16 protein-coding genes are annotated in these 22,910 nt (G+C 36.4%); all 16 read left to right on the top strand.

The features are described 5' to 3' along the window. The first annotated feature begins 478 nt into the window (after positions 1-478). The 16 genes from Q0940_RS10940 (at position 479) to Q0940_RS10865 (ending at position 22,730) form a co-directional block, all read left to right on the top strand. Positions 479-1,153, top strand: a complete 675-nt coding sequence (locus tag Q0940_RS10940; RefSeq protein ID WP_299268355.1) for a dienelactone hydrolase family protein — start codon at positions 479-481, stop codon at positions 1,151-1,153. Positions 1,154-1,506: 353 nt separating this feature from the next. Then, positions 1,507-2,772 carry a hypothetical protein gene (locus tag Q0940_RS10935; RefSeq protein ID WP_299268352.1) on the top strand — a complete coding sequence of 422 codons (1,266 nt, stop codon included), beginning with the start codon at positions 1,507-1,509 and terminating at the stop codon, positions 2,770-2,772. A gap of 2 nt (positions 2,773-2,774) precedes the next feature. Continuing rightward, positions 2,775-3,203, top strand: coding sequence for a hypothetical protein (locus Q0940_RS10930; protein ID WP_299268349.1), 429 nt, complete (start codon positions 2,775-2,777; stop codon positions 3,201-3,203). Further along, positions 3,193-4,791 (top strand): diguanylate cyclase, encoded by a 1,599-nt coding sequence (locus Q0940_RS10925; RefSeq protein WP_299268346.1) that lies wholly within the window; start codon positions 3,193-3,195, stop codon positions 4,789-4,791. The genes Q0940_RS10930 and Q0940_RS10925 overlap by 11 nt, the downstream gene beginning before the upstream one ends. Positions 4,792-4,871: 80 nt before the next feature. After that, positions 4,872-5,489: a DUF1287 domain-containing protein gene (locus Q0940_RS10920; protein WP_299268343.1), complete on the top strand. Its 618-nt coding sequence runs from the start codon at positions 4,872-4,874 to the stop codon at positions 5,487-5,489. A gap of 23 nt (positions 5,490-5,512) precedes the next feature. Further along, positions 5,513-5,872 carry a VOC family protein gene (locus Q0940_RS10915; protein WP_299268341.1) on the top strand — a complete coding sequence of 120 codons (360 nt, stop codon included), beginning with the start codon at positions 5,513-5,515 and terminating at the stop codon, positions 5,870-5,872. Between the two features lie 104 nt (positions 5,873-5,976). After that, positions 5,977-6,282, top strand: a complete 306-nt coding sequence (locus tag Q0940_RS10910; protein ID WP_299268340.1) for a DUF1330 domain-containing protein — start codon at positions 5,977-5,979, stop codon at positions 6,280-6,282. A 188-nt stretch (positions 6,283-6,470) separates the two neighbouring features. Then, the gene (locus Q0940_RS10905; protein ID WP_299268337.1) at positions 6,471-7,520 is read left to right on the top strand and encodes a DUF2157 domain-containing protein; all 1,050 of its coding nucleotides are present in this window, start codon (positions 6,471-6,473) and stop codon (positions 7,518-7,520) included. Beyond that, positions 7,507-8,616 (top strand): DUF4401 domain-containing protein, encoded by a 1,110-nt coding sequence (locus Q0940_RS10900; RefSeq protein ID WP_299268334.1) that lies wholly within the window; start codon positions 7,507-7,509, stop codon positions 8,614-8,616. Before Q0940_RS10905 ends, Q0940_RS10900 begins: the two co-directional genes overlap by 14 nt. Further along, positions 8,609-9,151 carry a GDYXXLXY domain-containing protein gene (locus Q0940_RS10895; protein ID WP_299268331.1) on the top strand — a complete coding sequence of 181 codons (543 nt, stop codon included), beginning with the start codon at positions 8,609-8,611 and terminating at the stop codon, positions 9,149-9,151. The genes Q0940_RS10900 and Q0940_RS10895 overlap by 8 nt, the downstream gene beginning before the upstream one ends. Positions 9,152-9,234: 83 nt before the next feature. Further along, positions 9,235-9,732: a hypothetical protein gene (locus Q0940_RS10890; RefSeq protein ID WP_299268328.1), complete on the top strand. Its 498-nt coding sequence runs from the start codon at positions 9,235-9,237 to the stop codon at positions 9,730-9,732. Positions 9,733-10,117: 385 nt separating this feature from the next. Continuing rightward, complete coding sequence (locus tag Q0940_RS10885; protein WP_299268325.1) at positions 10,118-11,176, top strand: iron-sulfur cluster-binding domain-containing protein; 1,059 nt, start codon at positions 10,118-10,120, stop codon at positions 11,174-11,176. Then, entirely contained in the window at positions 11,173-12,234 is a 1,062-nt protein-coding gene (locus Q0940_RS10880) for an acyl-CoA desaturase (protein ID WP_299268319.1), read from the top strand. The genes Q0940_RS10885 and Q0940_RS10880 overlap by 4 nt, the downstream gene beginning before the upstream one ends. A gap of 428 nt (positions 12,235-12,662) precedes the next feature. Then, positions 12,663-18,629: an MG2 domain-containing protein gene (locus Q0940_RS10875; protein ID WP_299268316.1), complete on the top strand. Its 5,967-nt coding sequence runs from the start codon at positions 12,663-12,665 to the stop codon at positions 18,627-18,629. Positions 18,630-18,696: 67 nt separating this feature from the next. After that, positions 18,697-21,069 (top strand): penicillin-binding protein 1C, encoded by a 2,373-nt coding sequence (gene pbpC, locus Q0940_RS10870; RefSeq protein ID WP_299268313.1) that lies wholly within the window; start codon positions 18,697-18,699, stop codon positions 21,067-21,069. Between the two features lie 308 nt (positions 21,070-21,377). Continuing rightward, positions 21,378-22,730: a M28 family metallopeptidase gene (locus Q0940_RS10865; protein WP_299268577.1), complete on the top strand. Its 1,353-nt coding sequence runs from the start codon at positions 21,378-21,380 to the stop codon at positions 22,728-22,730. Positions 22,731-22,910: the final 180 nt, after the last annotated feature.

The following is a 22,910-nucleotide window of genomic DNA, read 5'->3' as shown; positions in this document are numbered from 1 at the left end:
TTTTTTTATTTTTTGAATTTAGGGCCTGTTGATCTTTCGAGTTTGTTTTTGCAGCGAATTGTTTGGTATTTAGATAACTTAGAACATGTGAGGTGTAATTGCTCTACCTAAATTATGTTATGAGGCCGTATTTATACCAAACAAACGCTGTCCGAAGGGATCAACCAAGACACCTTGTTCTTTGTTACCTACAAGGATGTAACTAAGGGGGTGGCTGGACGCGGAAGCTTTGTTAATTGTTGACTTAACTCACTCTGCACTAGTAATAACCCATGATATATAAAATCTTAACCTTTGCCTTGAGAGTTTTATATTCTGTTGGTGCTAATCAATAAGTATCCATAGAGTGAAGCGTACCTTTTTTAAAGATCTAAAATGTGTGGGGGCTTTAAGAGTAAAGCAAAGTTCGTCCGTTTTGCCACGAGCACCAAGCATTGCTATTATGTAGCCTTGATTAACAAATTAATTATTGAATTTTATGCCAACAACGTTACTTGAACGAATTACTATTGAACCAAAATCCCCAGCGACTTCCTGTGTAATATGGTTACATGGATTAGGAGACTCAGGTGCTGGATTTGCTCCAATTGTGCCAGTATTAGCTTTACCGGAAAACCATGGAATTCGTTTTGTTTTTCCTCACGCCCCAGAGCAAGCGGTTACGATAAATCAAGGTTATGTAATGCGTTCTTGGTATGACATTAAAAGTATGGATTTACATAATCGTGCTGATATAGAAGGTGTGTTAACGTCTGAGAAACTGGTTAAGGACTTAATTCAAGAGCAAATTGACTCTGGCATACCTGCAAAAAAGATTGTTTTAGCCGGCTTTAGTCAAGGTGGTGTTTTGAGTTTATTTACTGCTTTACGTTTTGAACATAGCTTGGCAGGTATTTTAGCGCTGTCGTGTTATTTACCGACAGCAGATAAACTACCAGAGCAATGCCATAGCGCTAATGCAGATACTCCTATTTTGCAAAATCATGGTGAGCAGGACGGTGTTGTTCCTATCAGTGCAGGTAAAATAGCAAACCATTTACTTAATGCTGCTAAATATAATGTAACTTGGCAAAGCTATCCAATGGAACATTCTGTATTACCAGAGCAACTCGCGGATATCTCATCATGGTTACAAGCTCGATTACTTGCTTAAGCTTTTAAACCAATAGGGTCAGAACAGTTGATTTTCAATCATCTTTAACATAGAAACTCACTTTAATTATTCGCTTTTCTCTGAGTCTTGGTGGTTTAATCAAGCTCTTACCCAGGAATTGGAACTTATGGTAGTATCTCTCCTCTAAATTATTAGTTTAATCTATTAAAAACAGAGCAAACTTGTTTATGAATACCGGTAAACTAGACTAAGTAGGGGGTGAGTAATAAATAGGTTTATTGAGTTTTTGATATAAAGCTTCAATATGAACTATAGTCCGATGGTCAAAGCTGTTTTGATTGCTGAGATAATTAAGCAGCCCTAAATTAAACTTGGATATAAATGAGGCATTCATGTTAGTTAAGTACATTTTGTTATGTGCAGTTGTTATGATTTTTGTATCAAGTCCGATCAAAGCAGATGACCTAGATGTTGATTTTAGTGGTTTTGCTACTTTAACAATGAGCTACAGCGATGATCCTGATATTGGTTTTAGCTCTAACTATCTAAATGCTAGTGAGGCAGGCTTTTCATTTAGGCGAGATTCTCTACTTGGTGGTCAAGCGAACATAACCATAAATAATAATTGGGACGCAGTTGTTCAAGCTATATACCAAGATCGCTCAATTAAGTCTTTTGATAATTTTTTAGAATTAGCATTTATACGTTATCGTCCACAACGTAATTGGATATTTAGGGCGGGTAGGCTTAATAGCGATCTTTATCTTATATCTGAGTACAATCATGTAGGTTACGCATACCTATGGGCTAGGCCTCCACATGCATACTATTCTTTTGCTTCAACCGCAGGTCATTATGACGGAGTTGATGTTGAATATAATAATCAAATTAATAATGGCTTTTTACGAATTAAGTTTTCTGTTGGCCAAACAACGCCTAAATTAATAGCCGGAAATGAAACACTAGCCGTTACATTTGATGATTTATATACGGCTAGCGCTGTATATATAAAAAGTGCATGGACTTTTAGGGCTTCGGCATCCAGAACTGATATTTCAAATTTTAAATCGGCTCCTTTTGATTATTTAATTGATGGCTTAAATTCTGTTGCTTCAACGGGAGTTTGGCCTCAGGCTGCTGAATTTGCTCATGGGTTTGAATATCAGCACCATAAAATAAATTATTCAGCATTAGGTGTCGCCTACGACGATACTCATTGGTTAATTCAAGCTGAGTTAGGATCTGCAACGTCGGATTGGACTGTCATTCCATCTAACACCAGTGCTTACTTAAGTGTTGGTTATCGAGTTAATGAAATGACTTATTTTGGCGGTGTTTCAACAGCCAAAAATAAGAAAAACACTCCAAAGATTGTCATACCAGAGTCATTATCTTATTTACCCGAGGCCCAGTCTCAAGCGATATATACATTAATTGCAAATACAGACTTAGCAATAAAACGCAGTAGTGCGGATCAAGAAAGTGTTAATTTAGGTGCTAAATGGTATTACTCAGATAAGCTAGTGTTTAAAATACAAGCAGACCATTATATTATTAAGTCATCAGGTGCTGGTTTATGGGATCTTAAAGACTTATCTCAAGTAGACCTTGAGCATAATGTTAATTTAGTTAGTTTTAGCGCTAATATGGTATTTTAACCATGAAGTTAATAAAACTTAGTATCTTACCTCTTTTATTATTTAGTTTATCTAGTCATGGGCAAGATATAGTGGTGGTTGTCAGTAAAGCTAATAGTATAAGCGAACTATCTAAAAGAGAAGTAATCGATATTTATATGGGCCGTTATATAACGTTTCCTGATGGTAAAAGCGCTAAACCTTTAGATTTAGCAAAACAATCACAATTAAAAAATGATTTTTATTTGAGACTGGTTGATCAGAATGAACGAAAAATTAACGCATATTGGGCTAGACTATTATTCTCTGGACGCGCTAAACCTCCTGAGTCAATGGCGTCAATTAATGAAATACTTAGTCATTTGAAAATGTCTGAATCAGCAATTGCCTATATTCCAGGATCAGAAGTAACGGATTCAGTTAAAGTGGTGTATAGATTAAATGAGAATTAGTCAAAAGCTTTACGTTAGAGTTGCATTTTCAATTACGATCATGGCTTTGTTAGTGTCGTTGATTACGTCACTTTTTTCTTATATATCAGGGTTAGAAGAAAAGAAAACCACTAATTATTCTTTGGTTAAACAACTTGCTGAAACAATACAAAAAACAGCGGCTATTTCTGCCTATTTAGTCGATTCTGAGCTTGGCGCAGAGATCACTACGGGCTTATTAAGTAATGATCTAGTTAAAGGGGTTACCTTATCCGGTGACTCAGAAATGCTGCTTACTCAAGGTGATATAAATAACGTATCTGAGCCTGTATCAATTCAGCTTATGCATCCTTTTATACCTGACACTCAAATAGGTATATTAACCTTATACCCTGATGATATTTATATTCAGCAGCAAGCACAAAAGGCCAGTGAAAAAGAAGTGTTATTAATGATGGTTCATTCTATTATTATCATCTTTTTTGTGTCCATTGTTGTACACAAACAATTAAGTAGACCGCTACAAAAATTAACAGATGATTTTGCTAAAATAGATCCAAATATGCCACAAACAATGCAAATGCTGAGTGTAAAAAAGCGTGGTAAAGGTGAAATAAGTCGACTGATAACTGGTATTAACTCCTTAATGCATGCATTACAACAGACTATCCGTAATGAAAGGGAATTAAGAACAAAAACAGAAGAGCTAGAGTCTCGTTTTAGATTGATTTTTGAACAAGCCAGCGCAGGTATCTGCTTGCTTAATGAACAAAACATGATCACAACCTACAATCCCGCATTTAAATCCCATTTTTTGGTCAAAGGTGAGACTGAATTATCCTCACTTAATTTTCCTGTTTTATTAAACAATTCTGAAAAATTACAAGAGTTGCTACATGTGATCAGAGATAAGGAAAATGCAGAGCAGTATACTTTAGACATCGAATGCACAATTGGAACACAAACAAAGTGGATACATTGCTTATTCGCTAAATTATCAGAGCAACGTAATACATTGCGCGAAAATCAAGAAACCCTGATTGAAGTTATTTTACATGACGTAACTGAACGTGCAGAAAAAGAATTCCAAACTCGATTTGAAGCGGATCATGACGTATTAACTTATTTGTTAAATAGACGTTCTGGAGAAAGAGAACTCAATAACGCGCTATCTGAATGTATCCAAAATGATCGTAACTTAGTGTTAATGATGATTGATTTAGATAAGTTTAAACCGGTAAATGATAATTTTGGTCATGAAGCTGGCGACAAAGTATTAACTGAAGTGGCCAGACGTATAAAAAATCGATTTAACTTCAAAACAGATATTTGTATTCGGTGGGGGGGAGATGAATTTTTGATTGCTCGTCAAATTGAATCATTTGATCAAAAACAAGTTATGGCCCAAGCTCAACAAATGTTACAGGATATTGAGCTGCCAATTAAAGTAACGGATAAAAATAGTTGTGATATTAGTGCCAGTATTGGTGTCGTTATTGGTCCTAGCCATGGAGAAGCATTACATGAACTTATGGTGAATGCAGATAACACTATGTATCAAGCAAAAGAAAATGGCCGAGGGCAAGTTGTACTATTTAAAAATAAATAGCAGGATTTAATCAAAAGCCAATTCAAACAAGATTACCCAGATCTTAAATATCAGCAAAGAGCTCGTTCTATAAGGAAAATATGAAGTACTTTATCAATTGGTTTTTATTCGCTTTTTTTATATTAACCGCTTTTATAGCAACTCCAGTTGCTGCAACTGTATTTGAGCAAGATATAGTGGCAGCTTCAGTAGAAAGAACAACTCATCAGGTAACTTATGATGGTGCTTATTTATCTATTGGCTATCCAAATGGGGATGTACCTAAAAATATAGGTGTTTGTACTGACGTGGTTATTCGTTCTTACCGAGCAATAGGTACGGACTTACAACAACTTGTTCATGAAGATATGCGTGATAATTTTTTGTTATATCCGTCTAAGCGAATGTGGGGCTTAAAAAGCCCTGATAAGAATATTGATCACAGAAGGGTGCCTAATTTACAAACGTTCTTTACTCGACATGGTTTGGTATTAACAACATCTGCGGTTCCAAGTGATTATAAGACAGGCGATATAGTGACTTGGATGGTGTCGGGAAATCTTCCTCATATTGGTATCGTGATAGACCGTATTAATCCAAAAACAGGTAACCCTATGATAGTTCATAATATTGGTAGCGGTCCTGAAATTGAAGATATGCTATTTAATTATAAAATTACAGGGCATTATCGATACGTGCCAGCAAAGTATAACGAGTAAGTTAACTAAGGCGTATTTAACCAATGACTCAGAATGAAAAACTAAATTATGTAGAATTTCCAGCGACTAATATCCCAGCAACAAAGCTATTTTTTGAGACGGCGTTTGGTTGGTCATTTGAAGACTTTGGACCTGACTACACTGCATTTACAAACCAAGGTATTGATGGTGGTTTTTATAAATCTGAATTAACGGCAACCGTTGCTAATGGCTCTGCTTTGTTAGTATTACTAAGTAATGATCTTGAATTATCCCAGTCTAATGTCGAATTAGCTGGTGGTAAAATAACAAAACCTATTTTTTCATTTCCAGGCGGTCGTAGATTTGAATTTACAGAACCAAGTGGAAATGAATTAGCTGTTTGGTCAAAAATTAACTCGTAGGAAGAATACATAGTCCTTATTCGGTTTAGCTCAGCTAAATATTTATTCCATGTGTAAGTGCTGATATGTTTAGAATGTCCTGTTTTATTTAGTTTGGAGTATGTATGTCTTTTGAAAGAATTATGGGGGTGGAGGTTTTTGATGATGAGGTATATCAACAATACCGTGAAAATATGATCCCAATTCTTAAAACCTTTGGTGGTAGTTTTGGTTTCGATTTTAAAGTCAGTGATGTTTTAATTTCAAAAACAGAAAAGCCGATTAATCGTGTTTTCACAATTGATTTTCCAAGTAAGGAAATGATGGATGGATTCTTTACGGATCCTGCTTACCTTAAAGTAAGAGAGGAGTATTTCAACAACTCAGTTAAGTCAGTCACAACTATTGCAATACACGGTTCAAGTGATTGAATTAATACACCATACCCTCAAAAACTTCTAATTTCACTGTAGTTAATATAAAGTAGCCGTTGTTAAATACACTCTACTCATTTTAGTTTTTTTAGAAACGATTATTAACAGCTTTTGTTAGCAAGTTCTTCTTAACCACTTGGGTTAATGACTTTTTGTTAATAACGTTTATTCATAAGGAATGTGTGATGGACTCACATCGTAATGAGTTGATTGATCTCATTGAAAGTAATGTAGTAACGGATGAAAACCTAGAGCAGGCCGTTACTCTGGCTAACATTATCCCAAACGATTCACGTTGGTTAACCTTCTTAAATCAATTATGTTTGTGGACTGGCAGTATTGCGCTTGGCCTTTCTGTACTTTTCTTTATTGCCTTTAACTGGCTTGAATTCGGCCGCTTTGCAAAATTTGCTTTGGTTGAGGTGAGCTTAGTCGCGGCTGTAATTTCCTACCTAATATTAAAAAAAGAATCCTTGTTGGCAAAAGCATCTATCACAGTCTCTGCTATTTTAGTGGGGGTTTTGTTAGCACTGTTTGGTCAAACTTATCAAACAGGAGCCGATCCTTGGCAGCTATTCTTTATTTGGGCTTGTTTAATTCTACCTTGGACAATGACAGCAAGATTTTCAGTGTTGTGGTTAATATCCATAATCCTAATTAACGTCGCTTTTATTTTGTATATCGATGCGCATAACGGCTTGTTTTTCCTACATGACGTTCAAGATAGTATTTTATGGGGCTTGTTTGCCATTAATTTTGTCAGCTTAATTGTATGGCAGCTGGCCAGTGTAAAGTGTAAATGGTTACAAGATGGTTTTTCTATGCGATTTATAACTGTAACTGTGGCCATTTTAATTACAATTCTTGCGATAATTTCAGTGAGCGAAGGCAATATGCTGAGCAATTTAGCCGTACCTATGTGGGTAATTTGTATGGGGTTAGGTTATTGGGTGTATCGCGTTAAAAGCGTTGAACTGTTTATATTAGCCATTGGTTGTTTGTCTGGAATTATGCTGATCGCCACATTATTTATAAATCTTTTATTTAATGGTAGTGAAATCATAAGTGCATTTTTGTTGCTAGCGTTAATTATCGTAGGTCTTGGTGCTTGTTCTGCTTGGTGGCTTAATTCAGTGCAAAAGTCGACTAAAGTAAAATCATTTGAGCAAGACAGGGGCGAACAAGAGCCATTGCAAGAACAGGTTAAAAAGGAAGTTCAACATGAGTCAGAGTAATTCATTATTAGCTAAGTTAAAAAATGCAGGACTCATGAAAAACAATGATGATGACGACATTCAGTCGCAACCGTTAACATCGTCTTGGTATATTAAAACGCTATTGGCTATTTCTGGTTGGGTGGGCGCTGTATTTTTCTTAGGGTTTGTCGGTTTGTTAATGGCTGAGCTATTTGATGAACAAGCTATTGTTGGCATTGTCGGTGGGCTTCTCGTTGTTGTAGCGTATTTTATAATACGCATACCTAAAAATGAATTTTTTGAGCATGTAGGGTTAGCCATTAGTTTAGCAGGGCAAGTTTTGGTTGTTTTTTCCATTGTTGGTGAGAGAGAGCCTGATAGTTGGCTTGTTGTCGGTGTTTTCCATGCGCTATTAGCTGTGATCATGCCTAATTTTGTTCATCGTGTTTTTTCTTCGGCTTTTGCTGCAATCTCATTTGAAGTTGGCTTTCAAGTAATAGGCATTCCTTATGTGGTTAGTTCAGTTGTGCTGGTACTGCTTGTTGTCTTGTACACACGTGAATTTAAAACGACTAAGTCTTACCAAAAAGTCAGTGGCTTGGTTTATGGGCTAACTTTGTTCTGGTTAACCATACATTGTGTAACTGAACTCGATTTATGGCTTTTTACGGTTTTATCTAGTGATATAGAACCTTTGTTTTATTTTCCATATAGAGTTTCCCAAGGCTTATTTGTATTTGCCATTATGTTTAGTATCTGGAAAGTCATTCCATATATGGAAAAAACCGTTCAAAGAAGATTACCAACTAAGCCGACTATGTTAGCGCTCGGCGCGGCTTTATTGTTTTGTTTATTAACTATTAAAGCGACTGGTTTCTCGGCGGCGGTTGTTATTATTATACTTGGTTTTTCTCGTTCTAATCGAGTGATGATGGGAATAGGGATCATCGCATTATTAGGTTTTTGCTCGGTTTATTATTATACGATGGAACAAACCTTATTGTATAAATCTGCCATATTATTCCTAGTTGGAATTTTAATGTTAATGACTCGATTTGCCCTTGTACGTTTTTGGTCTGAGACTGAAAAATCAATTCTTGATAAAGCTGATGCACAAGGAGTTGAGCATGCGTAAATTAGTTGCCGTTATTACCTTGGTTTTAGTTCTTGGCGTGGTGAATTGGTCTATTTATAAAAAAGAACAATTGTTAGAAAATGGTCAAATTGTTTATTTGCAATTAGCTCCGGTTGATCCCCGATCTTTAATGCAAGGCGATTATATGGCGCTGCGTTTTGCCATTGCCAGTGAAATTGAAAAAGGCCTCAGTCATTATCGCCATAGTGAGCTTAAATCAAATGTTGAAGAGAATGTTTTTGACGGTTTTGCACAACTAACACTCGATGAAAATCGAGTTGGCTCATTTATAAAAGTGACTAAAACTGCTTATGATAAAAGTAATATCCTTGATAATGAAAACGCTGAACTTATACCGGCTAAGTTTAGAGAGCGCAGTGGCAGAATAAAAATAGCTACCAATGCTTACTTCTTTGAAGAGGGCAAAGGCCTTGAGCTTGAAGCTGCAAAGTACGGACTATTTAGAGTAGACCCTTCAGGCGAGTTATTACTAGTGTCTTTAGTGGACGACGCATTTAATGTGTTAGGGAAGTAAAGAAGGAAACAATACTCAGCAAAGTAAAAATATTTGAAAGACACTTAGCAAAAATTAATCATTAAATGTTTAGAGGAAATAAAATGAAAAATAAAATATTAGCAGGTATTGCTGTTACCTTACTTAGTACGGTATTTAGCTCTACGACTTTTGCTGCTGTAAAAGATAAAAAAGCGATACGAGCTGTTGATGCAAAAATTGCAGAAGAAGTGACCAATGTGAAAACAGCGTGTGGTAATTCATCATTAAACGTTACTGTAAACTGGGATGAATACAAAACAATGATCTCTACAAACAAAGAGACATTAAAAAGTGAGAAGTACAAAAGTGAATGGGTTATCGGCCATTCAGGCGAGCGTACTGTTGCGGTTTTAGAATCTATTAGTAAAATTTGTGCAGCAGATGAAGATTATAAAGAAGAATTGGCTAAACTGACTGACATTCAAGTGCTACCAAAAGCGAGCTTTGAAGACACAAAAAGCGAGTTTTCATTAAACGGTAATACATTAACAGTAAAATCAGGTCATAAAATGACACGTAGTTTTTCTGATTTTACTACTAGAATTAAAGATTTATATTAATAATATAAGTAAAAATCTTGTTTTTAACATCTAAGTTAATTTAGTTAACGTTAATTAGAGAATAGATAAATAGTTTTGGCTTGGTATTGTAAACTTAGCCAAAGCTTTTTTATTCATAGCAATAAATAGCAATAATCTTTCTGTAATTGCATCTATAAGCATATCCATAAACACCCACGTTAAACCTCTACATCAAATCTATTTCAGCTGAATCTAGTTATTAAAGCTATTAATAACATGCACTTAACTATTTTGATGTAGCGTGTATCTTATTTTTTCAAACATAAAAAACAATAATTAATGTTAAATATAGAGTATTGATTTTTAATAATTTAAGCGTACACTTGTGCGCTCAAACTTCAGCGTACAGGTGTACTCTCAAATTATGTTATCTACAACTTTAAACAAACTAAGTTTATGGTTTTCACACCATAGTGCTTTTTCTGGTTATTTTGAACCAGTGATACAGCGAGTAAAACCTGCATGGCGTCAGGGTTTATATCGCGCTCAAGTTCTTAACGTTACTAAAACTATTGGTAGCTTTGTACATATTACATTGCAACCTCAGCACCAGTGGAAGGCACATAAAGCGGGTCAACATATTGAATTGACAGCAGAATTTAATGGTCGTTTGCTAACGCGTATTTTTACAATAGCCTCTAGTCCTGAGCAATATGCTAAAGATAAAACGATTACTTTAGTGATTAAGACAAATGAATTAGGGCGTTTTACACCACAGTTAGCGGATGAACTCACTATTAATAGCTGGGTAAATATTTCAGCGGCACAAGGTGAGTTTGTATTTCAACAGTCAAATAAGCCATTGGAAAATCCTATTGTTATGCTTGCAGGTGGTTCAGGTATCACTCCAATGATGTCAATGTTGTCAGAGCATATCTCTGCAACTAACAGCCCAATGTATTTACGTTATATTGCGCCATTGAATGAACATCAATTTGTTGAGCAATTAGAGTCATTAGCAAAACAGCATTCTCATTTTACATTTGACCTTATGACTCGCAGTGAACATAAATCACAGCCATTAACTTTACTGGCTAACTCAGATGTTTATTGCTGTGGACCTCAAGGTTTAATGTCTGATATTGAAACGTTAAGTAAAGATGCTGGCGCTAATTTCTATCAAGAGCATTTCTCATTAGCTCCAATAGTTAATGATGATTCAGCGACAGAAATAGAAGTAACTGTTACGTTAAATGGCAACGCTTTTACGGCATCTAACCAACAAAACCTGTTAATACAATTAGAAAGCCAAAACGCGCCAGTGATACGTGGTTGCGGAATTGGTGTATGTCATCAATGTCACTGTACTAAAAAGAGTGGGCTTGTAAAAAACTTGCTTACTGGCGATGTGTCAGACAGTGGTGAACAAATTATACAGCTGTGTATTTCACAGCCATTAAGCGACTTGGAGATGTCAATATGACTCAAATGAATTACGATCAATTTGCTCAAGAGCTTGATTCTATAAAGCAAAATACTATGGCAAAAGTAGGTAAGAAAGACGCCGACTATATTCGTCGTGTTATTCGTTGGCAACGTTACTGTGGTTGGACAGGCCGCTTAATGTTATTAACTGGATTAATTCATCCTGCACTTTGGGTAGTTGGTATTTTATTATTGGCGACATCAAAAATTTTAGACAATATGGAAATTGGCCATAATGTTATGCACGGTCAATACGACTGGATGAATGATAAACACATTAACTCACAAAGTTATGAGTGGGATATTGCCTGTGATGGTAAAAGTTGGAACCGAGTGCATAACTTTGAACACCACACTTATACTAATGTAATAGGTAAAGATCGTGATTTCGGTTACGGACTTTTACGTTTATCTAACGACTTTAAATGGAAAGTTAAAAATCTTTGGCAGTTTATTACTTACATTAATTTAAGCTTACTATTTCAGTGGGGCATTGCTTATCACGAACTAGCGGCTGAACGTGTTTTCTTTGGTAAGAAGAAAGCCGGGCGAGATCAACGAGTTCCACATTCTGAATTAAAACATCGATTTTTTAGTAAAGCCACACGCCAAATAATTAAAGATTATGTGTTTTTCCCATTGATTGCTGGCCCATTATTTTTGTGGGTGTTAGTAGGTAATTTAATTGCCAACTTGTTACGTAATTTATGGACTTCAACCATTATATTTTGTGGTCACTTTACCGAACACGTGCATACGTTTACAGAAGCGTCTATTGAGAATGAGACTCGTGGACAATGGTATTACCGTCAAGCGCTGGGATCTTCAAATATTCAAGGTGGCAAAGCGTTTCATTTAATGACAGGGCATTTGAGCTTTCAAATAGAGCATCATTTATTCCCTGACTTACCATCTTCTCGTTACCAAGACGTTGCGCCACAGGTTCAGGAAGTATTTAAAAAGTATCAATTACCTTATAATACCGGAAGTTTCTCAACTCAGTATTCTGGCGTATTAAAGCGTATATTTAAATACTCTTTACCTAATGCAGTTTAAAAAAACATTATATAAAATATCAATAATCTAGGTTATTTTAGAGTTCAAATATTTAAATGTCACTTTCAATAGGTGGCATTTTTTTTACTAAACACGAATGGTTAATTCAAATTGTTTTTTTCAGGTATGACTAGGGGATTACCCTACTAGTTAACTTACTCATTTTATTATAGTATTTGCGGCCTATTAAGCTAGATGAGAGTGGGTTGACGTTACGGTTAACGCAAAATCAACTTTTACCAATGATCCCATACACTAATTGCTTAATAACAATAGAAAGTACACAGTTGAAACATTAATGGATACGCCATTTTACGAACACTCGCTAATGATGTAACTAAAACATTATTGAATGTATGACACTGATTTACTAACAACGCAAAATTACCAAACTAATACGTAGAACTAACATATAAGGTTAATGTCCAATGGATGAACAAGATAAAGACAAGAAGGTTTCTTTGTTATCAAAAGTATTTAATTTAAAGGTACTTAAATTTCTCGGGTTTGTAGGCAAGCAATTCTTATTTGGCGGTTTTGTTGCTATTTTGTTGGCGGCTATTTTGGGGATTATTATTTTATTCACCTCGGGTCCTGAAATGGCATTAAAGGGGGTGGCTATTTTTGCCAGTATTTTTGCTGTTGTATTACCTATTTTAAGTATCTTAGACATTATTACACTGAAGAAACCTAAATGGTTTAAACCGTCTTGGACTTTTATTGTTGGTTACATTAAACGATTTAAAAAGACCGTTATCTCTGTTGTGGTTTTAGTGACATTAGCTGTAATTGGTTATAATTATTACCTTTCGTTACCTCAACCTGTTAGTTATACAATCAGTAACACTGGTCCAGGACTCACTCGTTATAATAGTGAAACATTACACCCAGAAGCGGTATACATAAGATTTAAGCCTAGCAAGTCTAGAAACAATAAAAATGAAGAAGTATCACGTTCTGTTGCTAAATTAGAGCTGTTAGGTAAAGAGATCACAAGTGGCATAACAATGACCCCAGAGGTTGCGGGTGTTTGGCGTTGGAATGAAGAAGATAGTCTTAAATTTCAACCAAAACAAGATTGGCCTGCTGGCAAAAAATATACTGTTAGTTTTGATGCCTCTATTTTTAAACCTGACCTTTTATTAAATAACGACAGTACTAGCTTTACTACACCTCGTTTTAAAATGAGCTTAGCCTCGTTTGAACTTTATCAAGACCCACAAGTAACAAATAGCCATAAGGTAGTTGCAACATTAAACGCAACTCATCCGGTTGAACTTGAAAGCATAAAAGAAAACTTAACCTTGATTCAGCCACTCAGTGGCAAAGGTAGCAACGGTGAATACAAATACAAATTTGATGTAAAGTCCGACAAACATCAACGTAGAATTTACATCACGTCAGAAAAAATAAAAATTCAAGATAGTCGTAGTTATATGTACCTTGAACTAGATAAAGGTATTGAGCCAATTTACGGTGACTCTAGTTCAGCTTATAAAGTTAAAAAGACGCTATCAATTCCAAGTGTTTCTAGCTTTTTTAAAGTCAATAGAACAGGTATTTCTTTAGTTAAAGATTCAGAAGACGAACCAGAACAAGCACTTGTTATTAACTTTACAGACCAAATCAGCTCAGAAGATGTAATTGGTAAAACTAAAGCGTATTTATTACCAACAACTGATGCTAAAGGTAGAAGTAAATACTGGAGTCGCACTAGCGATGTTGGTTTTAAAGAACTTCTAAAACCGGCAAACGAAATCAAATTAACTGCTGTGCCTACTGAGCATGATACGGCTAAGTTGCATAGTTTTACTCTTGATGCGCCAGAGAATAGACAGGTTTTTATAAGTTTAGACTCTGGATTAAAATCAACTAATGGTTTTGTAATGGGCAATAGGTACGAGCGATTTTTAGAGACTCCAGCTTATCCTAAAGAAGTAAATATTATGTCAGATGGCGCTATTTTGTCTAAAAATGGTGATCATAAATTGTCGTTCTTAACGCGCGGCATTAAAGAAATTGAAGTCGATATTTCTAAAGTACATGAAAATCAAATTAATCACTTAATTAGCCAAACAAGCGGCCGTATAACGAGCCCTGATTTTAAGAGTTACTACTTTTCAGAAGAGAACATCAGTACGCTTTCAACCAAACACATTAAATTAAAAGACGAACATCCGAAAAAAGCCGTGTATTCATCGCTTGATTTAAGTGACAGTTATACTCCTGCGGATGGTTTGGGCTTATTTATTATTGATGCTAGAGCTTGGGATCCAGTTGGAAATTATTCATTTGGTCGTACAGACCGCCGCCTTATTCTTATTACAGATTTAGGTATTTTAGTAAAAAATAATGCAGATGGCTCCCACGACTTATTTGTGCAATCTATAGAAACAGGTAAACCTGTTGGTAACACAAGTGTTTCTTTATTAGCGAAAAATGGACTTAGTGTTTTAACGGCAAAAACCGATGCGAAAGGTCATGCATATTTCCCAATAACATCTTCATTTAAACGTGATAAAGAGCCTGTGGCTTTTGTTGTGAAGAAAGGTTCTGATATTTCTTTCATTCCATATAATCGTTATGACAGAACGGTAAATTACTCTCGTTTTGATACCGGTGGTGTAAGAACCAGTCAAAATGCGAGCAACCAAATAAATGCATTTGTTTTCTCTTCTCGTGGTATTTATCGCCCAGGTGATGAAGTTAACTTAGCGACTATTGTTAAACAACAAGACTTCTCTGCTTTAGGCGCTATTCCTTTAGAGCTTAGAGTTACCGATCCTCGTGGCGCAACGGTTTATAAAAAACGTGTGCGACTAGAGCCTAATGGCTTAATTGATTTTAGCTTTAAAACCGAATATGGCTCAGCTACAGGTAACTATTATGCGTCTGTTGCGCTGGTTGAAAAAAATAGACATCGCCAACTTGGTAGCACCAATTTTAAAGTAGAAGAGTTTCAAGCTGATAGATTAAAAATAAAAAGTGAATTTGCTCAATATAAATCAAAAGGTTGGGTAACCGCCTCTGAAATAAAGGCATTGGTTAATCTTGAAAACTTATTTGGCACACCAGCTCAAAACAGAAGAGTGACAGCCAATATACGTTTAACGCCGGCTAACTTTTACTTTAATGAATACGCTAAATATAAATTTTCAGACTCTTATTACGATAATAAAAATATCAGACAAAGAAATGAAAACTTAGACGAAACCAAAACCGATAAAAACGGTAAAGCTGAATTTGATATTGATCTTAAAAACTATGAAGCGGGTACATATCGCTTAAACTTTTCTGTTCAAGGTTATGAAGAAGGCGGTGGCCGAAGCGTTCGTTCAAGTACCGCTATGCTTGTATCACCAGCAAGCGAATTGGTAGGTTATAAAGCTGACGGTGACTTAGGTTATATTTCTAGAGACTCAGACCGTGTATTAAACTTTGTAAATATTAACTCAGACGTTAAACAGATTGCTCGTAATGATCTGTCTCTACAGTTAACGCAACAGCAGTATATTTCTACTTTAGTACTGCAAAATAATGGTACTTATAAATATCAATCGGTAAGAAAAGATAAACTGTTAAGTACAGAAAAGTTCTCTATTACTGAAAAGGGCACGGACTATAAATTACCTACTGACACAGCCGGTGTTTATTTATTAGAACTTGTTGATCAAGACGGCAACAAACTAACTAAAGTACACTTTACCGTTGTAGGTGCGGGTAATTTAGCAGGCAAGTTAGAAAGAAATGCTGAGTTACAATTGCAATTAAACAAGGGCGATTATAAGTCTGGTGAAGAAATTGAAATGAGTATTGTCGCGCCTTATACCGGCTCTGGCTTGATCACAATTGAAACCAACAAAGTCCATGCGCATAAATGGTTTAAAACGACCACACTTAGCAGTGTACAAACCATAAAGTTACCTGCGGGTATTGAAGGTAATGCTTATATAAATGTGTCTTTTGTCCGTGATGTTGACTCAAAAGAAATATTTACTAGTCCATTAAGCTACGCCGTTAAGTCATTTTCTATTGACCGTAGCACACGTATTGTTGACTTGGACTTAGGTGTACCTAAAAAAATCAAACCAGGTGATGAATTAACTATTTCATACAGCTCAGCTAAACCATCCAGCGTGGTTTTGTATGCAGTGGATGAAGGCATATTACAAGTTGCAAAATATCAAACACCTAAACCGCTAAATCACTTTTTACAAAAACGCGCATTAGAAGTAGGCACTATGCAAATAGTGGATCTTATTTTACCTGCGTTTCGTTTAGTCCAAGAGTTTGCTGCCGCAGGTGGTGGTGTGAACGAAATGGTATCGTCGTTTAGAAGCAAGCAGCTTAATCCATTCTCTCGTAAAGTAGAGAAACCTGTTGCATTTTGGTCTGGTGTTTTATCCGCAGGTCCTGAAACAAAACAACACACTTTTGTAGTCCCTGACACTTTCTCAGGTACATTACGAGTTATGGCGGTGGCTGTAAATAACGACGGTGTTGGTGTACAAGAGCATAAAACACTTGTGCGTGGTCCATTTGTATTAACACCAAATGTATTAACCGCAGCCGCTCCAGGTGATGAATTTGAAGTTGTGTTAGGTGTTGCCAATGGTGTTGAGCAATCTGGCAAACAACTACCAATTGATATTGATGTTACTACGTCAGATAACTTGCAAATATTAGGTGAAAATAAACTAAGCTTGAAAATTGATGAAAACTCAGAGGATAAAGTAACCCTTAGAGTTAAAGTTCTTAACAAGCTAGGCGCAGCGTCTATTTCCTTTACTGCATCTGCGGGTGAAAAATACAGTCGTCGTACGGCAACATTAAGTGTTCGTCCACCAGTGCCTTTAGTGAGTACCTTTGAAAGTGGTTTAAGTGAGTCTGGTAAAGAAGAATTTGACGTACCAAGAACACTTTATCCTAGTTTGTCTAACAATAAGATCACAGCGTCTCAAAGCCCATTAGCTTTAGTCGATGGTTTGGTTAACTATTTAAATACATTCCCACACATGTGTACGGAACAAGTAGTCAGTGGCGTATTCCCAATACTTAACTATTTAGAACATCCAACTTATATGGGGGATGTAGACACTAAATATGAGCGTTTAAATAACCTAATAAACACATTAAGAAAACGCCAATTACCAAATGGTAGCTATATGCTTTGGCCTGCTAGTAATTACGAGTCTACGTATGCGTCTTTGTATGTAATGCACTTTTTACTAGATGCGAAAGAAAAGGGCGTAGCAATACCAAATGATATGTGGAAAAAAGGCTTCGAGGCTGTGCGCAAGATAGCTCATAACTCGTCTAGCTCAAGTTCAACAATTAGTAATAGAAACCGAGCTTATGCTATTTACCTGTTAACACGTAAAGGTGATGTTACTACTAACTATCTATTCGACTTAGAGAAAAAACTCAAAAGTGCTAGAAGTAAAGAGTGGCGTCGTGATATTGCGTCAGTATTTATTGGTGCGACTTATAAGTTAATGCGTGTTGAAGACAAAGCCGAGTCCTTTATTGAAGAATATAGTGTGGGCAAGAAATCTAAGAATGATCGTTGGAGTTCTTACGATTCGCGTCTTACCCATGATGGGCAATATGTTTATCTTTTAGCTAAACACTTTCCAACAAAGTTAGCTGAACTTGAAAAAGACAAGTTGTTTACTTTTGTTGAGCCAATTTTTGAAGGCCAATACAACACTTTGTCATCTGCATGGTCAGTCATTGCTATGAGTGCTTATTCGCAAGCTGTATTACCAAAAGGTGTAGAGGAAGATGTAACGGTTACGGCATTTAAAGCAAGTAAAAAAGATGGCGAAGAAGCTCCGGGAGATGAGTTAACGGTTGAACATAACCCATATCCTAAAGCCAGTTTCTTTACTGATATTGAAAAACTAAAACTATTTGCTCAGCCAAACTCATTTTATATGCTTAGTCAGTCGGGTTTTGATACTAACTTACCAAAAGAAGCGGTAAGTGAAGGCTTAGAAGTGATACGTGAGTTCCAAGACGATAAAGGCAATGTTATCACTGGTAAAGTAGCTCAAGGGCAAGAGTTAAATGTTGTATTAAAAATACGTAGTACAACAGGCAGCTATGTTCCTAACGTTGCGGTTGTTGACTTATTACCAGGTGGTTTTGAAGTTGAAACCGAAAGTGTACGTCGTGGCTACAATGGTTGGAAGTCTGATTACCAAGACGTAAGAGAAGACCGAGTTGTATTTTACGGTGGCTTTGGTGAGAGCGTGACAACACTAACTTATCAAGTTAAAGCAACAACGATAGGTAGTTTCGTTATTCCTCCGGTTAGCGTTGAGTCTATGTACGACTTAACTATTAAGGCTAATTCGACGTCTGGTCGCTTTGATGTCATCTCGTCTAAATAGAAAACGCTTTGTGCTTTTCAAAAAAGCAGTTTTAATAAAGTTAGTTTTAATAGCAGTACTGTTTACAGTGCTGCTATACCTATTTATCCCCAAACCTGATATTACCCAGCATATTTCTTATTCAACGGCATTTTATGACAATGACGAGAAACTACTGCGGTTAAACTTAGCCAGAGATGATCGTTACCGCCTTTGGACACCAATAGATAAAATTCCTTTAGATATACAAGAGGCCACTCTTTTATATGAAGATCAGTACTTTTATCAACATATTGGTATTAATGTTGTTGCCTTAACCAAGGCATTTTATACCAGTTATATCAAAGGTAGCCGACGCGTTGGTGCTTCCACTATAACAATGCAATTGGCGCGCTTACGTTTTGGCATGAACACACATGTTATTTTGGGCAAATTGGAGCAAATTTTCCGAGCCTTACAAATTGAAAGGCATTACAGTAAAACTGAAATACTAGAAGCTTATTTTAACCTGGCGCCTTACGGCTCAAACATTGAAGGTGTTGGTGCTGCTAGTTTGGTTTATTTTGATAAACCAGCAAGTAAGCTTAATTTGCCAGAATCTTTGTTATTGAGTTTAATTCCGCAAAATCCAACCAAACGTAATCCTATAAAAAAGACAGCTAAACCGATACTGATAGACACAAGACAAAGACTATTTACTCGTTGGTTAGAAGACCATCCGGACGATGCAGATTGGGCAAGTGCAATGCAACTGCCTATTAGTGTTAAGTCCACGTCTGACTTACCTTTTTTAGCACCACATTTTATGAATCACTTACGCAGTGAATACCCACACCTTAAATCAGGTCAGTACAAAACCTCGATTAAGCTGAATTTACAAAAGTTATTGGAACGTCACGCGACAAGTTATATAGAACGTCGTGACCGAGATGGCCTCAATAATACCTCTGCCATGTTGCTGAATTATAAAACCATGGAAGTGGTTGCCGAGCTAGGCTCTGTTGACTTTTTTAATAGTAAAATTAGTGGGCAGGTGAATGGTACTCAAGCCAAACGGTCACCGGGGTCAACCCTTAAACCGTTTATTTACGGACTCGCTATTGATGAAGGATTAATCCATCCTCTGTCTTTAGTAAAAGATGCCGCAAAACGTTTTGGTGCATACACGCCAGAAAATTATGACCAAGGTTTTTTAGGGCCAATAACGGCAACTGATTCATTAGTCTTAAGTCGAAATGTGCCAGCGGTAAATTTAATGTATGAACTGAAAAAAACAGGTTTGTACGAGCTTTTAGTTGCAGGTGGGGTTAAAGATTTAAAACCAAAAGAGTTTTACGGCTTAGCGCTAGCGTTGGGGGGCAACGAAGTTACCATGTTAGAGCTGGTAAAGTTATACGCCATGTTAGCTAATTTAGGCGAATATAAAGAAGAAGTAATTTTAACACCTGAGTCGTCAACAGTCGTTTCTAACGAAAACACTGCTAAAGCTGATATAAACCAGTATTTCCTTAGCAACGACGATAACGAAAACCATGCCAATAGCGAACAAAGATCAAATGAAAATCGCTTATTAAGTTCAGAAGCTGCGTATTTGACCTTACAAATGTTAAAGCAAAATACCGCGGTAGATGAAATGGACTTTCAAAAAGAAAGCCGACAAAAATATCCAGTATATTGGAAAACAGGAACGTCTTTTGCCTTTAGAGACGCTTGGGCTGTTGGCGTTGCAGGACCTTATGTATTAGCCGTTTGGGTTGGTAACTTTACCGGAGAAGGGCATCCTTCTTTTATCGGCAGTAAAGCAGCAGGGCCTTTATTTTTTGAAATAATCCGCTCATTAGAAAGCTATGGTTTAATTAAAGATAATATCTCAGCCGACGGCTTAAATGTGACCAAAGTCGATATATGCGCAAGCACTGGCGATTTACCAAACGTACATTGCCCTAAAACTAAAAAGGGCTTGTTTATACCGGGAAAATCGCCAATTAAAATATCCGACGTACACAGAGAAATTTACATAGATAAAAAAACAGGATTAAGAGCATGTCGGTTTGACTCAGCGACAACTAAAAAAGACGTTTATGAATTTTGGCCGTCGGACTTAATATCCCTGTTTAGACAAGCCGGTATTGTGAAACGCCAACCACCTATTTATTTAGAGTCGTGTTCTATTAACGAAACTGGCACTCGAGGTCTTGCACCAGTAATAACCTCGCCAAGTAGCTTAATTCGTTACACAGTTAGAGCAAGTAAGTTAAAAGATGAAGTACTGCCTTTTACAGCCACGACAGATAGCGACTCAAATTATTTATATTGGTTTATTGATAATAGGTTTGTCGGCAAGGTAGACCGAGATACTCCATTTTTCTGGCATCCAGAAGTTGGCACATTCAACGTTAAAGTTGTAGACGACCTAGGTCGAGGCTCATCAAACAAAGTTCGAGTAACCCTTATTCAGTAGTTAAATTATTGATGGATGTCTCTGATAGCTGCTACATCAATTAAAAACACACTGCTATCTCTTAACGTTTAAGCCTTTTATAGTCATTTTTATTTATTTCCTTACATTAACGGTAATTAAACGTCTGTTCTTGGGCATTTAACCGTTTAGCTGTATTTTTCAGCTTATGATTAAAGGTATAGTGAGTTAATACAATTGGTATAACTCACAAATTCACATTAAATTAAAAAAGCTAAATTATAAAAGCTAAATTGGAATGTCAGATGAATATAAAAACCTTATATAAAGTCAGCTTACTGCCACTTGTTATGATTGTAGGTCAGTCGTTTGCAAGCGACATATCTACAACACCAGCATCAGGCTCTGTCGACAATCAACAACTACATAAAATTGCGAGTGAAGTCTCTGCAAGTAATATTGAAAAAGATATAAAGAAACTGATCAGCTTTGGTACACGTCATACTCTGTCTGAAACTGAATCTTCAACCACAGGTATTGGTGCTGCACGTCGATGGATTAAAGCTGAATTTGATAAAATATCTGCGGAGTGTGGTAATTGCCTTACTGTGTATTATCAATCAGAAACTATTAGTGGTGAAAAGCGTATTCCAAATTCAACTGAGGTTGTTAGTATAGTTGCAATTCAAAAGGGGCAATCAGATCCAAATCGCTTTGTTGTAATGTCTGGTGATATTGACTCAAGAGTGTCAGATGTAATGAATTCTACATCAATATCTCCGGGAGCTAATGATAATGCTTCTGGCTTGGCTGGTACTATTGAAGCCGCTCGAGTACTGTCTAAATATAAATTTCATGGCAGTATTATTTATGTTGCTTTAGCTGGTGAAGAGCAGGGCTTATTTGGTGGCAAGATAATGGCCAAACAAGCACAAAAAGACGGTTGGAGAATTAAAGCGGTTTTAAACAATGACATGATTGGTAACATTGAAGGTGTTAATGGTGTTATAAATAATACAACCGCACGCATTTTCTCGGAAGGAACACGCCCTACAGAGACAGCCAAAGAAGCGAACACTCGTCGTTTTACTGGTGGTGAAGTTGACTCACCAAGTCGTAATTTAGCACGTTATATAGATAAAATTGCGGATCAATACATTCCAAATTTAGATACTATGATGATTTACCGTTTAGACCGATTTGGTCGCGGTGGACACCACAGACCATTTAATCAAGTGGGGATCCCAGGTGTTAGGATCATGGAAACTAATGAAAATTATAACCGTCAACATCAAGACTTACGTACTGAAAATGGCATTGTTTATGGTGACACAATTGATGGCGTTAACTTTGACTACGCCGCTAAATTAACATCTCTTAATGCTGTGTCTTTAGCGTCAATGGCAATGGCACCAACACCACCTGCAAATGTTGGTATTAAAGGAGCGGTTAAGCCTGACACAACACTTTGGTGGACGTTACCGTCAGCAGAAGAAAACCCACAACTGGTTGGTTTTAAAATATATTGGAGATTTACAGACTCTTCACAATGGCAATTTAGTCGCTCAGTTGGCAAGGTAAGTGAATTTACCTTAAAAAATGTAGTTATTGATAACTACTTCTTTGGTGTAGCCAGTGTTGCTGCTGATGGTACAGAAAGCCCTGTTGTATTTCCTGGAGCTGCTGGCAGCTTTGGTGATTAAAGGATTAAGATTAAAGAATTGAACTTACATTGTTTATTCTCCTCTGATGAGGCATAACTTAAGTTATAGTTATAAAAAGACACGTATAGTGTAATGCCAGTCACAGTTAAGCCGACTGGCATTTTTATTTCCGTTTTTGGGATACTTAGACGGTTTTGGCTTTACCCATCTAGGATAACG

The sequence above is a fragment of the uncultured Psychrosphaera sp. genome (genome assembly GCF_947500655.1).
Classification (GTDB): Bacteria; Pseudomonadota; Gammaproteobacteria; order Enterobacterales; family Alteromonadaceae; genus Psychrosphaera.
This window is presented reverse-complemented; position numbering and strand designations above follow the sequence as displayed.

Excerpts from the sequence above, each read along its gene's own strand:
- Q0940_RS10940 (WP_299268355.1), top strand. The coding sequence starts at position 479 with ATGCCAACAACGTTACTTGAACGAATTACTATTGAACCAAAATCCCCA.
- Q0940_RS10935 (WP_299268352.1), top strand. The coding sequence starts at position 1,507 with ATGTTAGTTAAGTACATTTTGTTATGTGCAGTTGTTATGATTTTTGTA.
- Q0940_RS10930 (WP_299268349.1), top strand. The coding sequence starts at position 2,775 with ATGAAGTTAATAAAACTTAGTATCTTACCTCTTTTATTATTTAGTTTA.
- Q0940_RS10925 (WP_299268346.1), top strand. The coding sequence starts at position 3,193 with ATGAGAATTAGTCAAAAGCTTTACGTTAGAGTTGCATTTTCAATTACG.
- Q0940_RS10920 (WP_299268343.1), top strand. The coding sequence starts at position 4,872 with ATGAAGTACTTTATCAATTGGTTTTTATTCGCTTTTTTTATATTAACC.
- Q0940_RS10915 (WP_299268341.1), top strand. The coding sequence starts at position 5,513 with ATGACTCAGAATGAAAAACTAAATTATGTAGAATTTCCAGCGACTAAT.
- Q0940_RS10910 (WP_299268340.1), top strand. The coding sequence starts at position 5,977 with ATGTCTTTTGAAAGAATTATGGGGGTGGAGGTTTTTGATGATGAGGTA.
- Q0940_RS10905 (WP_299268337.1), top strand. The coding sequence starts at position 6,471 with ATGGACTCACATCGTAATGAGTTGATTGATCTCATTGAAAGTAATGTA.
- Q0940_RS10900 (WP_299268334.1), top strand. The coding sequence starts at position 7,507 with ATGAGTCAGAGTAATTCATTATTAGCTAAGTTAAAAAATGCAGGACTC.
- Q0940_RS10895 (WP_299268331.1), top strand. The coding sequence starts at position 8,609 with ATGCGTAAATTAGTTGCCGTTATTACCTTGGTTTTAGTTCTTGGCGTG.
- Q0940_RS10890 (WP_299268328.1), top strand. The coding sequence starts at position 9,235 with ATGAAAAATAAAATATTAGCAGGTATTGCTGTTACCTTACTTAGTACG.
- Q0940_RS10885 (WP_299268325.1), top strand. The coding sequence starts at position 10,118 with ATGTTATCTACAACTTTAAACAAACTAAGTTTATGGTTTTCACACCAT.
- Q0940_RS10880 (WP_299268319.1), top strand. The coding sequence starts at position 11,173 with ATGACTCAAATGAATTACGATCAATTTGCTCAAGAGCTTGATTCTATA.
- Q0940_RS10875 (WP_299268316.1), top strand. The coding sequence starts at position 12,663 with ATGGATGAACAAGATAAAGACAAGAAGGTTTCTTTGTTATCAAAAGTA.
- Q0940_RS10865 (WP_299268577.1), top strand. The coding sequence starts at position 21,378 with ATGATTGTAGGTCAGTCGTTTGCAAGCGACATATCTACAACACCAGCA.